Raw genomic sequence first — 12,039 nt, 5'->3', positions numbered from 1 at the left:
GCAGTTCGCCGACCGCTGGGTGATCGGTGCGGTGGCGGATATTGCCGCGTCCAGCTACGGCGCTTCGGTTACGGCCTCGGTGGACGGCACCGAGATCTTCAATGGCGACGTGGATCTCAAATATCTCGGCACCGTTCGCGCGCGGCTGGGCCACGCTTGGGACCGCACGCTCATCTACGGCCATGGCGGCCTTGCCTTTGGCAACACCGAGCAGACACTGACGGTCGGCGGGACGACCGTCTTCAACGAGGAGCAGACACGCACCGGCTGGACGATCGGCGCGGGCCTCGAGCACGCCATCACCGATCGCATCTCCTTCGGCACGGAGTATGCCTATGTCGACCTTGGCTCGAAGCACATACTCGACAATGGCGAAGGGTTGACAGTCAAGGACGACGTGGCTTTCCACACGCTCAAGGCCTTCGTGAATTACCGTTTCTGAGCGCCTCGCAATCGTTCAGATTCGTTACCCGCAGTTAAGCCTTGTTTGATGCATGTCGCTCAGCCGAAACCACGGCGCATTGAGCGACATGCATTGGCGTAATTCGCCAAAAGATGTGCGGCGGCGTCCGTCCGGAGCCGCCTGAATGCGGATATCCGCGACAGATTCGGCGATTTCGTCGGGCGTCAAACCGATCCGAGGATCAGCGGCCCACGGCCGCAAGCAAGCAGATAGAGAGCCCCACATTCAGCGTCGCCGCGAGCGCCAGCGTGGTCAGGACGAGATTGCCGCCGCCCATGCCCAGAAGCAGCGCTCCGATGGAAGGAGCTGCCGCCTGGATGATGAGGCTCGGCGTTGCGAGCTTGCCCATCAGGACGGCGTATTGCTGCGGATCGAACAGCACCAGCGGCAGCGCGCCGCGTGCGATCGTGTGGATGCCGTTGCCCGCGCCGTAGAGGATCAGGGCGAGCGCGATGAATGCGTGGCCCACCAGAAGCAGCCAGATCCCGGCCGCGAGCAGCGATACGGACGCCAGCATCGTCCAGATCGGATGATGCCGGTTGCGGCCGATCAGCAACTCGGCCACGCGCGCGCCGACCTGTGACGGACCGACCAGGGCGCCAAGACCGACTGCCGCCGCCAGGCCGACGCCGCGCAATTGCAGCAGCGTCAGCAGGTGGACGGAGAGCGTGGATGCGATCATCGCGGCCAATGTCAGGATGGAGGCAAGCAGAATGAAGCGTGCCCGCGTCCTGCCCGTGGCGGATGCCTCTTTCGACTTGCCTCTCACCGGGGCGGGCGCCGCGGGTGGAGGCGGCGGGATGACCCAAAGGTGGAGCGGCAGGCAGATCGCCAGATGGATCGCGGCATAGGAAAGGCAGGCGATGCGCCATCCGCCATGTTCGACCAGGAAGGCGCTGAGCGGCCAGCAGACGGTGCTGGCGAAACCACCGAAGAGCGTCAGGTTGGTGATGGCGCCGCGCGCGCCTTGGCCGTAGAGCCGGCCCAGCGTGGCGAAGCCGGCGTCGTAGAGACTGCTCGACATGCCGATGCCCATCAGCAGCCAGGCAACCTGGTAAAGCGGATAGGCGGTTGCCATCGCCAGCAACGAATGCGCGGCCGCCAGCAGCAGCGAGCCGGCGGCAAGCACCGGACGGCCGCCATGGCGCTGGATCAGCCGGCCCGTGATGGGGGACACAAGCCCGGCAAGCAGCAGCCCGCAGGATAACCCGGCAACGACCGATGCGAGCGACCAGCCGGTGTCCTTTGCAATCGGCGCGGCAAGGACCGCGGGCAGATAGTAGGACGATCCCCAGGCGATGATCTGCGTGATTCCGAGGGCCGTGACGAGAACGTGGCGGTTGCGGGGGACGGGCGCAGGCGCTTCAATCTTCACGGATCGCTCAAAGCCCACTATTTATCGAGCCTCGAAGGGGAGCGCACATGCGTATCGCGGTAATCGACGAGGCCGGAGCAACGGCGCGACTCGACGCCCTCGCCGGGCTCTTGATGCAGAGCATCGAGGACGGGGCGCTCGTCGGCTTCGTACTGCCGTTCGACGTCGACCAAGCCCGGTCCTATTGGCAAGGCATCTTCCCCTCGCTGACGAACGGGGAACGTCTCCTCATCTGCGCCTATGTCGAGGACAATCTCGTCGGCACCGTCCAGCTCTATCTGTCGCCGGAACCGAATGCGCTGCACCGGGCGGAGGTTTACATGCTGCTCGTGCATCGAGATTTCCAGCGACAAGGCATCGGTTCAGCGCTCATGGCATCGGTGGAAGACGAAGCCAGGTCGAGAAAGCGCACCCTTCTCCTTCTCGACACCGCCGAGGGCGGAGCGAGCGAGCGGCTCTATCGGCGCATGAACTGGCGGCAAGTCGGCGTCGTGCCGCATCATTTCGTCGACCCGTTCGGCAAACCAAGGGCGTCCATCTACTTCATGAAGCACCTGACGCCCTAAGCGATGGACGTATTTTCTCGCCATCTTCCTTGACGAATTCGCACACCGGATTGTCCAGCAGCGGCAGCACAGCTTCCGACGGCCGGCAGAGCCTCGTGCCCTTGGGCGTCTCGACGATCGGCCGGTTGATGAGGATCGGATGGGCGAGCATGAAATCGATCAGTTCCTCGTCGCTCCATTTCGGGCCGGCGAGACCGAGCTCGTCGTAAGGCGTGCCCTTCTCCCGGAGCAACTGGCGGGGTGTGATCCCCATCCCCGCGATCAGTTCGAGCAGCCGCTCGCGGCTCGGCGGCGTCTTCAGATATTCGATCACCACGGGCTCCTCGCCGCTGGCGCGGATCATGGCGAGCGTGTTGCGCGAGGTGCCGCAAGCGGGATTGTGGTAAATCGTGACCGTCATGGTTCTGCTTTCAGGGGATGGGATTGCTGAACGGTTTCGGGCTTGAGGAGCCAGCCCATCAGCGCAAGCGCGATCAGGGCGCCTAGCAGCTCGGCGACGATGAAGCCCGGCAGATCGACCGGCCTGATGCCGGAGAAGCTGTTGGTGAGCGACCGCGCAACGGCAACCGCAGGATTGGCGAAGGACGTGGACGCGGTGAACCAATAGGCCGCCGTGATATAGAGCCCGACCAGCCACGGCACGGTCCGCCGCTCGAAGCGCAGGCCGGCGAGAATGACGACGACAAGGCCGAACGCCGCGACGCCTTCGGAAAACCACTGCGCCGGCCCGGTCCGCGGCTTCGTCGCGACCTCCAGAACCGGCAGGGCGAACATGAGATGCGCGGCGATGGTGCCGGCGACGCCGCCGGCGAATTGCGCGGCGATATAGGCAGGGAGATCGCGGGCAGGCAGAGACCGGTTGAGGCAGAACACCAGCGAAACCGCGGGATTGAAATGCGCGCCGGAGATCGGACCGAGGATGGTGATCAACACCACCAGCATGGCGCCGGTCGCGAGCGTGTTGCCGAGCAGCGCCAGCGCGGTGTCGTGCGTCAGCGTCTCGGCCATGATGCCGGAACCGACGACCGTCGCCACCAGCAGTCCGGTGCCCAGGGCTTCGGCGACGAACCGGCGCAATGGATCGAAGCCGCTCATCGGTTTGCCATGCTGGGCCAAGGGCGCGGCAGTCATTGCGTGGTCCCCTCGCCCGGCCGGCAGCAAGGCGCGGCAAGCGCCAGCGCGCAGATCTCCGGGCGGCCCGAGCAGCAATCCTCCATCAGGAAACGGATCAGGCCGGACAGCGCGTCGTACTCGGCGCTGTAGACGATCGAGCGGGCATCACGCCGCGCGGTGACGAGGCCGGACCGTTCCAGTTCCTTGAGGTGGAAGCTGACATTGGAGGGCGAGACCTCCACCTGTTCGGCGAGCGAGCCGGCGGAAATGCCTTCCGGTCCGGCAACGACCAACAGGCGCAGCAGGCGCAGGCGGGTTTCCTGCGACAGCGCGCCAAAGGCGATCAGGGCTTGACGTTCATCCACGTTTCGATAATCCTTGAAATATTGAAATGAGGAATAGCCGACATGCTGTCTTCTGACAATCATAAAAACGCCGCCCCGATCGACCCCTCCGACCTGACCATCGGCGACCTGCTGGGCGCGCTGGCCGACTACAAGGACAGGCCGCTGGTGTTCCGCTATGACGGGCAGACGGTTAAGCCAGGCTATCATGTCACCGAGGTGAAGGCGGGCCAGTTCTCGGCGCTGGATTGCGAGGCCAATCCGGAATCATGGTCGGAGATCTTCGTCCAGCTATGGGACGTGGACGAAGGCGGGCCGGTCCATATGCCGGCCGGCAAGTTCGCGGCGATCATCCGCAAGGTCTCGGATCACGTGGCTCTCGACCAGTCGGCGAAGCTGACCTTCGAGGTCAGCGACGGGATCCGCCCGATGGAGCTGCACCGCGCAGCCCAGCCAAGCGTCGTTGGCGGCGCTATCGAGGTCGTGCTTTCGCCACGGCCAGCGAGCTGCAAGCCGCGTGACCGCTGGCTGAAGGAACAGGCGGCCGCTGGCAAGCCGTGCTGCGGAGAGAACAGCTGCTGCTGACCCGGCGAACGGCGCAGAGCGCCGCCGTGCTTTAGAATCTGATCATGCCATTGTGCTGCAACAAATAGAGGGCCACGAGAATGATAGCGATCAGCGCCACCCAAACGGCTGTCCTGCTCATGCACGAATCCCAATTGATCGGCCCCCATGAACGCACGCGCCACGGTTGCGTTCCCGATGTGCCGGGTTGCATGCCGTCCGGACAGGATCAAGTCGCGAATTGCTGAGAACCGCGTCAGTCCTTCGGCGCGTTGCTGTAGAGCGCCACGCCGATGCGGTCGTTGCGCCGCCACCGCACCAAGGCGCGATAGGTCATATCGTCGGCTGGGACCTCGAGCAGGAAGCGTTCCGGGATCTCCGTATCGGCGGCGACGCGCAACTCCGCGCCCTGCTCGTGCTGATTCCTGACCGAGCAGCCGATCCTGACGGCACCGGCAATGATCGTGGCTTCCTTGAGCACGAATTCGCGCGCATGAAGACGGCGCTCGGTCTCGGGATAATTGGCCATATCCGGCGGCTCCTAAGGCAAGGCTCTCCTCGCCACTGGGCAGCACCATAGCAGCAAGGCGTTTCCGTTCCGTTAGCGGTTGCTGAAACAGCAGGATTCGTCTGCACCGCGGCCCATTAGCAGAAAAGCTGTTTCCGGCGCTATCTCGCGCCGGCGACCCCGCTCGCGTGCAGCACCCAGCGGCGGCCGTCGTTGCGGAACTCGGTGAGCGACAGCGGCTCGATGTCGATCTTCCAGACCGAGGAGAGCGGCGCGCCCAGCACATGCACGATGGCGGCGCGGATCGGCACGGCATGGGTGAGCGCGACGGTGTGGCCGCCCCCCTCGCCGGCCAGCCGCTCCATCAGCGCGGCACCCCGCCGGGCGACGGCGGCAAGCGATTCGCCGCCATGGGGTGCGGCGTCCGGATCGGCAACCCAGGCCGCCATGCCTGCCGGGTCCTCGGCCTGCACCTCCTCGAAGCTTTTGCCGGCCCAGCGCGCGAAATCCTGCTCGGCAAGCAGCGGCTCGACGGTCGCGTCAAGGCCAAGCGCCTCGGCCGTCCTGCGCGCGGCGAGCGCCGGACTTGTCCAGACGCGGTCGGCCCGGCGCAGCGACGAAGCGATCGCGCCGGCGCGGTCGAAGGCGCTCGGCTCCGGCGCCTCGTCCGATGGAAAGCGGCCCTTGCGCGCGGCCTGCGTCGCGCCGCTTGCGATCATCGTCAGGCGGGCGAACATCCCAAAACTCCGTGGTCCAGTGAAATTTCGGCCAGGCGAAGCCGCGTTGGCCATTACATGTCGTTGACAGGCGAACGAAGTGCTGACAAGTGTTTTAGCGCTATACGGGATTGGAAGCCGGTGCGAGTCCGGCACGGTCGCGCCACTGTGATCGGCACCAGCCGAAAGTCAGGCCTTATCCCGCAGCACAGTTGGATCAACGGGACGCAGCATCCCACAGGAGGTCAAATGTCCGACACCACTTTCGCCCCGACCTACGGCCCGGTTGCGATTCCCGTCCGCGAGCTTCTGCCCTGGGCAATCTTCGCCGGCCTGATGCTGATGCTGATGATCTATTTCGTCGGCGCGGAAGAAGGCGCGACCTCGCTGATCCGCGGCACGATGGTGCATGAATTCGTGCATGACGGCCGCCACCTGCTCGGCTTCCCCTGCCATTAGGATCGGTTCAGCGAAGGCTGAACCGTCCTAGGTTTTGGTCTGACGCGCAATCCCGGACGGAAAACCGTTGCACACTTTTCCTGGAATTGCTCTGGAGCGGCTTCGGCATCGCTGATGCCGTTCTGAGATTTGGCCTAATGCAATTCCGGGCGGAAAACGCTCAATTTTTCCGGGAAATTGCTTGAAGGGACTCTGACATGGTCGGAAAACTTTTGCTGCGCGGCATGCTTGTCGGGCTAGTGGCGGGGATTCTGGCGTTCGCCTTCGCCCGCGTCTATGGCGAGCCGCAGGTCGACAAGGCGATCGCCTTCGAGGAACAGCAGGCGCAGGCCGCCGGCGAGGCGCCGGAGCCCGAGATGGTCAGCCGCGTCACGCAGGCAGGCATCGGTCTGGCGACCGGCGTGCTGGTCTATGGCGCGGCGCTTGGCGGGCTGTTCTCGCTGGTCTTCGCCTATGCCTATGGCCGGCTGGGCTCGCTCGGCCCGCGCAGCACCTCGGCGCTGCTGGCGCTGCTCGGCTTCCTTGCCGTGATCGTGGTTCCGAGCCTCAAATACCCGGCCAACCCGCCCGCGGTCGGCAATCCCGAAACCATCGCCTACCGCACCGAACTGTTCTTCATCATGATCGTCATCTCGATCGCCGCGATGGTGGCGGCGGTGGGCCTGGCGCAGCGGCTATGGAGCAAGCTCGGCGCCTGGAATGCCTCGATCGTCGCTGGGCTCGCCTTCCTCGTCGTCTTCGCGCTGGTGAAGGCGGCGCTGCCCGACATCAACGAAGTGCCGGAGAACTTCTCGGCGACGGTGCTGTGGCAGTTCCGCGTCGCCTCGCTCGGCATCCAGCTGGTGCTGTGGACCGTCGTCGGGCTCGGCTTCGGCGCGGTTGCCGAGCGCGTGGTCGCCGTGCGCGACCAGCGCGGCCCCGCCCGCCGCTACGCTTGAACTCCCATGCGTTGGCCGCCACGGTTCCGTGCCCTGGCGGCCAAAGCGGCTCAACGGTCGACACGAGGGCTGAGCCGCTTTGGTCTTCTGTTTTCTCGCAATTCCGGACGGAAAACCGCGGCACAATTTTCCTGGAATTGCTCGGTTGCAGTGCTGCTCGCCCTGCTGGCGGCAGCCTCGGCGCAGGCGCATAGTGGCTCCTCCGCTCCGCCTCCCCCAGGCATCCAGATCCCCAGCCTAACCCACGGCCAGATGGCTGTGATCGCGCGCTATCGTGGCGACATCCTGGATTTTGCCCAACGCCAGACCGTGACCGACCCGACCTTCCGGCGGCTCTACAATCACGGCAATCTGCAATACACCTACTGCCTCTGGGGCTTGATGCCGGGAAGCCTCGGCGACGAGGAGAGCCCGTTCAACGAATGCAGCCACGCCTATCTCGCCACCGCCAAGGCGCTGCTCACCTATATGGCGACGATGCCCGCAGCCGAGCGCCAGGCGAAAGTGCTGATTTCCGACATCGACGCCGACATGGTGCGCAGCGGCGCGTCCTGGATCCTGTGCCAGTTCAGCGGTGAGGCCTTCAGCACCGGCGCGGTGATCGAGCCCAGATGGCGGGACATGGTGTTCCACCTGCCGAGCCTGGCGGTGCTGCTGGTCACGATGGCGGCGCTCGCCGCCGCAAGTTGGGCGATCTTCCGTCTGCCCTCGCCGCGGGCCGGCACCGTCTAGAACGATTCAGCCGTCGCCTAGCCGATCGCGTTGGACTCTCAGGCGCTGCTCAACTGACTGAGGCCGGCCGACCTCCTACGACACCAGGCGACGTAACGCGGCTCGTTGCGCCGCGCAGATCGTGCCAGGCGGCGCGACTATTTCGAGCGTGCCCCATAGGCGGCAAGGAACGCTTCGACCGAGGCATCGGCGTGGCGCTCAAGGTCGGCTTTCGAGCGCGGGTTGCTTCCGGTGAACATCGCTTCGTTCATCGGAATCCAAAGCAGCATGCCAAAGAAATGGCTGGCCGCCAAACGGGGATCGCCGGTCTGCAACAAGCCTCGGCTGGTGAGCTTTTCAAAGCACTCCGCCACCGAGGCAAGCATGCGCTCAAAGCCTTTGTCGTACCAGCTACGGCCAAGCTGCGGCATCCGATCGGCATTGGCGATAATCAGACGCCGGAGCTTCAGCAACTCGTCGTTCATCAGCGTCGTGGTCAATCGCCGGGCAAGCTGCTGCAGGCCGCCCTCCAGGAATTTTGCCTCGGAAAGCAGCATCGTCACGGACTCGACAACGTCGTTGACCTGAGAAGCGGTGGACTCCACGACTTCGGTGAAAAGCGTCTCCTTGTCCGTGAAATGCTTGTAGACAGTCTGCTTCGAAGCGCTCGCCCTGGTGGCGATCTCCTCCATGCTGGTCCCATCGTAGCCCTTGGCGATGAAGGCGGCGGTCGCCGCCTCGATGATCTCACGATCCTTACGGGCCGATCTGGTCTCAACAGCAATTTTCATAGCGCCCCTCTATCAGTACTAGACGGTACCGTTCCCGTATGATAGCCATCGAGACAGTACTAGACTGACTAGTACCCGTCAATGAAACGGAGGTTTCAACCCGATGACCCAAATGCTCTTCCTCAATCTGCCGGTGCGCGATCTGCAGCCAGCGACCAAGTTTTATCTCGCGATCGGCGGCACGCTCAACCCGCAGTTCTCGAACGACCAGGCCAGCTCGATCATGTTCTCCGATTCGATCGGGGTCATGTTGCTGACGCACCAGCACTACAGCCAGTTCACAGCCCGTCCGATAGGCGATGCCAAGCGCGAGAGCCAATTGCTGATCGCGCTGACCGTCGACAGCAAGGACGCGGTCAACGCGGTCATCGAGAAAGGTGTTGCAGCGGGCGGCCGCGCCGATCCCAACCCGGCACAGGATCTCGGCTTCATGTTCAACCGTCACATAGAAGACCCGGATGGCAATGTCTGGGAGTTCCTGTGGATGAACCCCGCAGCCATGCAATAGACCGTCCGTATCGCCCTTTGCCGGGAACGACACCCTGGAAGCGGCGGGGCACCCGCCCCGTCGCTCCCGTGTTCGGGCCAAGCCCGCCATTGTCCTCGACTTGATATCTCGGTGCATGCCCCTGCGGCCGCCGGTCCGGCTGGCGCATTGCGGCGAGCTGGCGTAAGCGTCGGCGCCTGCCCAATCCTGGGTGGAATCGCCGCAACCGCCAGCAGCCATGCTCCTTTCCGAAGCCCTTGCCGTCACCGCCGCCTTGTGCAGCGCGCTGAGCTCCATGTTCCTCAGCGAGCTCAAGGGGCGCGTTCCCCTGCTCCAGCTTGCCCGCTGGCAGATGCTCGCGACTTTCGTGATGACCGGCTCTGTGTCGCTGGCGATCGGCGGCTGGCACACGATCGGCGCGAGGGAATTCTGGCTGCTCGCCGGGTCGAGCTTCGCCGGCATCAGCATCGCCAGCACGACCTATTTCGCCACCATCTATTCGGTCGGCCCGCGGATCACGGCGCTGCTCTTCTCGCTCACCTCGCCCTTCGCGCTGGCGCTCGGCTATCTGGTGCTCGAGGAAACCATCAGCCGCTGGCAGGCGCTGGGCGTGGCGCTGGTGCTGGCGGGCATCGTGCTTGCCATCGGCATGCCGCGGCGCTTCCTCAAGCGCGGCGAGCTGGCGCCGGCTATGCCGGTCGTCACCCCTTCCACCGTGCCGGTCAGCACCGTGCCGGGCCCGCCGCTCACCGGCCGCATGGGACCAGGCATCGTGCTTGGCGTCACGACAGCGCTCGGCCAGGCGATCGGCACCCTTCTGGCCAGGCCCGCCATGGCGGCCGGCGTCGAGCCGTTCACGGCCATGGCGCTGCGTTCCGGCCTCGCCGTCATCCTGTTCATCGCGCTCACGGCAACGCCGTTCGGCAAGGGCAAAAGGGAGGCCGTGCAGTTCGGCACGGTGGGACTCGCCGTGCTGTCCGCCTTCGTCGGCACCTCGCTCGGCATGTCCTGCCTGATGGCCGCGTTGCGCACCGGCAATGTCGGCATCATCTCGACGCTGTCCTCGATGACGCCGGTCATCATCCTGCCGATGGTGTGGCTGCGCAGCGGCCAAAGGCCGACCGCGACCGCCTGGGCCGGCGCGCTGCTGGCCATCGCCGGCACGGCGCTGATCAGCGTGAGGTGACGCGTTCCGCTACCCGAAGATCTGATGCAATGCCGCGCCAACCAGAATCAGCCCGGTCGCGATCTCCAGAAAGGTGGCCACACCGGCCGTGCTCGATCCCAGCCGTTCCAGCGCGGCTACCGACCCGCTGCGGAACAGCACCGCCAGCAGCACGACGATACCGAGCGTGATCGCGACGCCCACCATCATCGCGACAGCGAAGACAAGTCCGGCCCAGGGTATGCCGCGCGAAATGGCATAAGTCATGACGAACAGCGTCAGCGGGCAAGGGATCAGTCCAGCCATGAAGCCGACCGCTTCGCCCTCATGGACGTGATGATGATGACGGCCGCGCAGCGCGCGCCAGATTATCCACACGCCGATCAGGCCGAGCAGCCCACGGCTCAGCGTTTCCAGCGCGGGAGCGCGGCCGACGCTGCCCAGCGAGATCGAGACGAGCGGCAGCGCCAGCACCGCGATAAGCACCGCCAGCGTGATATGGGTGAAGGAAAGGGCGAGCGAGGCGAGCAATCCACGAGCCAATTTCACCTGCGAGCCGGCGATATAGGCGGCTAGCAGTGTCTTCGAATGGCCCGGCGTCAGCGCGTGAGCCGCCCCGAACACGACGCCCATCGGCAGGACCGCAAGGAGCGTAAGCCAGTTGCCGTCGCCGGCGAACGCCTTGAGGTGCTGCGCCACCGCCAGGTAAATCTCGCGTTGGTAGTCAAAGAGCGCCTGTATCATCCATGCGCGTGCTCGTGCTGGTGGCCTTCCGGCTCGGCCATGGCGAAGGGCAGGTCCTCGCTGTCCTGACCGGCCGCCAGTTGCAGCCTGGCGCTGAACTCATGCGGCTCGGCCGGCGCGACAAGGCTTTGCAGGTAGTGATGATCGCCGCCGACCGGCGACAGCGGCAGGCTCTCGACGGCGCCGCCGGCGCGTTCGATGGCGACGTTCGCTTGCAGGCCCTCGGCGTGGCGCGAGAGGCGCAGCCGCATGCGCTCGCCCTGGGGCGTGTCGACGATCTCGAGCAGCCCGCTGGCCAGCTTGCCCGACACCAGGAAAGGGTCAGGCGCGTGATGGTGACCCCTCTCGCCCTCGGGCGCGGCAAAGCGCACCGTGGCGACGTCGAGCGCGGGAATGTGCGCGAAGAGCTCCGTCTTCAGCGACGCGGCGATGTTGTTGGCGGCGGCGAGCAGCAGCCCGTCATTGACCGCGACCTCCACATCGACATGCAGCTTATGGCCGAGCCAGCGGGCCCTCGCGTGGACCACCCTGTCGATCCCGGCGACATGGTCGGCGGCGTGATGAACCTCGTCGACCAGCCACGGCTCCACGCCGTCGAGCATGCGCGTCAGCACCGAACGCGCCGACTGCCAGACGATGCCGAAAATGGCGATGGTGATCAGCAGGCCGATGATCGGGTCGGCGAGCGGGTAGCTAAGCCAGACGCCGACCGCGCCGGCAACGACGGCAAGGCTGGTCAGCCCGTCGGTGCGCGCGTGGTAACCATCGGCGATCAGGGCCGCGCTGTTGATCTGACGGCCGACGCGGATGCGGAAGACGGCCACCGCCTCATTGCCGAGGAAGCCGATGACGCCTGCAGCGGCGAGCCAGCCCAGGAACCTGACCGGCTGCGGATTGAACAGGCGATCGATCGCTTCGTAACCGGCAACCAGCGCGCTCGCCAGGATGATCAGCACGATGACGATGCCGGCAAGATCCTCGACGCGACCTAGGCCGTAGGTGAACGTTCGGGTCGGCCCGCGTCGCGCCAGCACGAAGGCGATCCAGAGCGGGATGGCCGTCGTCGCGTCGGCGATGTTGTGGATGGTGTCGGCA

17 protein-coding genes and 1 riboswitch are annotated in these 12,039 nt (G+C 65.3%); of the genes, 8 read left to right on the top strand and 9 right to left on the bottom strand.

Features of this window, described 5'->3' with window-relative positions; all coding sequences use genetic code 11:
* A partial coding sequence (locus EOA24_RS13240; RefSeq protein ID WP_133374506.1) for an outer membrane beta-barrel protein occupies positions 1 to 442 on the top strand: 442 nt, incomplete at its 5' end.
* 202 nt (positions 443 to 644) lie between these two features.
* On the opposite strand, the gene EOA24_RS13235 is transcribed toward EOA24_RS13240, so the two are convergent.
* Positions 645 to 1,838, bottom strand: coding sequence for an MFS transporter (locus EOA24_RS13235; protein WP_245491045.1), 1,194 nt, complete (start codon positions 1,836 to 1,838; stop codon positions 645 to 647).
* Positions 1,839 to 1,885: 47 nt separating this feature from the next.
* On the opposite strand from EOA24_RS13235, the gene EOA24_RS13230 reads away from it, so the two are divergent.
* Positions 1,886 to 2,404: a GNAT family N-acetyltransferase gene (locus EOA24_RS13230; protein ID WP_126078076.1), complete on the top strand. Its 519-nt coding sequence runs from the start codon at positions 1,886 to 1,888 to the stop codon at positions 2,402 to 2,404.
* Here the strand turns inward: EOA24_RS13230 and arsC are convergent.
* Genes arsC through EOA24_RS13215 form a run of 3 tightly spaced genes read right to left on the bottom strand, consistent with a single transcriptional unit; the run spans position 2,382 to position 3,882 of the window.
* Positions 2,382 to 2,804, bottom strand: coding sequence for an arsenate reductase (glutaredoxin) (arsC, locus tag EOA24_RS13225; RefSeq protein ID WP_126078077.1), 423 nt, complete (start codon positions 2,802 to 2,804; stop codon positions 2,382 to 2,384). The genes EOA24_RS13230 and arsC overlap by 23 nt on opposite strands.
* Positions 2,801 to 3,499, bottom strand: coding sequence for an MIP/aquaporin family protein (locus EOA24_RS13220; protein ID WP_126083442.1), 699 nt, complete (start codon positions 3,497 to 3,499; stop codon positions 2,801 to 2,803). The genes arsC and EOA24_RS13220 overlap by 4 nt, the downstream gene beginning before the upstream one ends.
* A 32-nt stretch (positions 3,500 to 3,531) precedes the next feature.
* Complete coding sequence (locus EOA24_RS13215) at positions 3,532 to 3,882, bottom strand: metalloregulator ArsR/SmtB family transcription factor (protein ID WP_126078078.1); 351 nt, start codon at positions 3,880 to 3,882, stop codon at positions 3,532 to 3,534.
* Between the two features lie 42 nt (positions 3,883 to 3,924).
* Between EOA24_RS13215 and EOA24_RS13210 the strand changes: the two genes are divergently transcribed.
* On the top strand, positions 3,925 to 4,446 hold the full coding sequence (locus EOA24_RS13210; RefSeq protein WP_126078079.1) for a DUF6428 family protein: 522 nt from the start codon (positions 3,925 to 3,927) through the stop codon (positions 4,444 to 4,446).
* A 235-nt stretch (positions 4,447 to 4,681) separates the two neighbouring features.
* On the opposite strand, the gene EOA24_RS13205 is transcribed toward EOA24_RS13210, so the two are convergent.
* Entirely contained in the window at positions 4,682 to 4,954 is a 273-nt protein-coding gene (locus EOA24_RS13205; protein ID WP_126078080.1) for a PilZ domain-containing protein, read from the bottom strand.
* A 140-nt stretch (positions 4,955 to 5,094) separates the two neighbouring features.
* Positions 5,095 to 5,670 carry a histidine phosphatase family protein gene (locus EOA24_RS13200; RefSeq protein ID WP_127409851.1) on the bottom strand — a complete coding sequence of 192 codons (576 nt, stop codon included), beginning with the start codon at positions 5,668 to 5,670 and terminating at the stop codon, positions 5,095 to 5,097.
* 85 nt (positions 5,671 to 5,755) lie between these two features.
* Positions 5,756 to 5,900, top strand: a riboswitch (adenosylcobalamin (AdoCbl) riboswitch).
* On the opposite strand from EOA24_RS13200, the gene EOA24_RS13195 reads away from it, so the two are divergent.
* The 3 genes from EOA24_RS13195 to EOA24_RS13185 all read left to right on the top strand — a co-directional run bounded on the left by EOA24_RS13195 (position 5,899) and on the right by EOA24_RS13185 (position 7,778).
* Complete coding sequence (locus EOA24_RS13195; protein ID WP_042638334.1) at positions 5,899 to 6,108, top strand: CbtB domain-containing protein; 210 nt, start codon at positions 5,899 to 5,901, stop codon at positions 6,106 to 6,108. Its footprint overlaps the riboswitch before it by 2 nt.
* Before the next feature lie 197 nt (positions 6,109 to 6,305).
* Positions 6,306 to 7,046, top strand: a complete 741-nt coding sequence (locus tag EOA24_RS13190) for a CbtA family protein (RefSeq protein WP_126078082.1) — start codon at positions 6,306 to 6,308, stop codon at positions 7,044 to 7,046.
* 150 nt (positions 7,047 to 7,196) lie between these two features.
* Positions 7,197 to 7,778 carry a hypothetical protein gene (locus tag EOA24_RS13185; protein ID WP_126078083.1) on the top strand — a complete coding sequence of 194 codons (582 nt, stop codon included), beginning with the start codon at positions 7,197 to 7,199 and terminating at the stop codon, positions 7,776 to 7,778.
* 137 nt (positions 7,779 to 7,915) lie between these two features.
* Here the strand turns inward: EOA24_RS13185 and EOA24_RS13180 are convergent, their stop codons facing one another.
* A complete protein-coding gene (locus EOA24_RS13180; protein WP_126078084.1) occupies positions 7,916 to 8,548 on the bottom strand; it encodes a TetR/AcrR family transcriptional regulator in 633 nt (210 codons plus the stop codon).
* 103 nt (positions 8,549 to 8,651) lie between these two features.
* On the opposite strand from EOA24_RS13180, the gene EOA24_RS13175 reads away from it, so the two are divergent.
* Both EOA24_RS13175 and EOA24_RS13170 read left to right on the top strand, forming a co-directional pair.
* A complete protein-coding gene (locus EOA24_RS13175; RefSeq protein WP_126078085.1) occupies positions 8,652 to 9,056 on the top strand; it encodes a VOC family protein in 405 nt (134 codons plus the stop codon).
* Between the two features lie 217 nt (positions 9,057 to 9,273).
* Positions 9,274 to 10,221 carry a DMT family transporter gene (locus EOA24_RS13170; RefSeq protein WP_126078086.1) on the top strand — a complete coding sequence of 316 codons (948 nt, stop codon included), beginning with the start codon at positions 9,274 to 9,276 and terminating at the stop codon, positions 10,219 to 10,221.
* Positions 10,222 to 10,230: 9 nt separating this feature from the next.
* Here EOA24_RS13170 and EOA24_RS13165 read toward each other — a convergent pair whose 3' ends face one another.
* Together EOA24_RS13165 and EOA24_RS13160 are read right to left on the bottom strand one after the other, a co-directional pair.
* Entirely contained in the window at positions 10,231 to 10,944 is a 714-nt protein-coding gene (locus tag EOA24_RS13165; protein ID WP_126078087.1) for a sulfite exporter TauE/SafE family protein, read from the bottom strand.
* A partial coding sequence (locus EOA24_RS13160; protein WP_133374505.1) for a cation diffusion facilitator family transporter occupies positions 10,941 to 12,039 on the bottom strand: 1,099 nt, incomplete at its 5' end. The genes EOA24_RS13165 and EOA24_RS13160, both read right to left, overlap by 4 nt.

The organism is Mesorhizobium sp. M2A.F.Ca.ET.039.01.1.1 (assembly GCF_003998035.1).
Taxonomy (GTDB): domain Bacteria; phylum Pseudomonadota; class Alphaproteobacteria; order Rhizobiales; family Rhizobiaceae; genus Mesorhizobium.
Note: the sequence above shows the minus strand (reverse complement) of the source record. Positions and strands in the feature narration are given on the sequence as shown.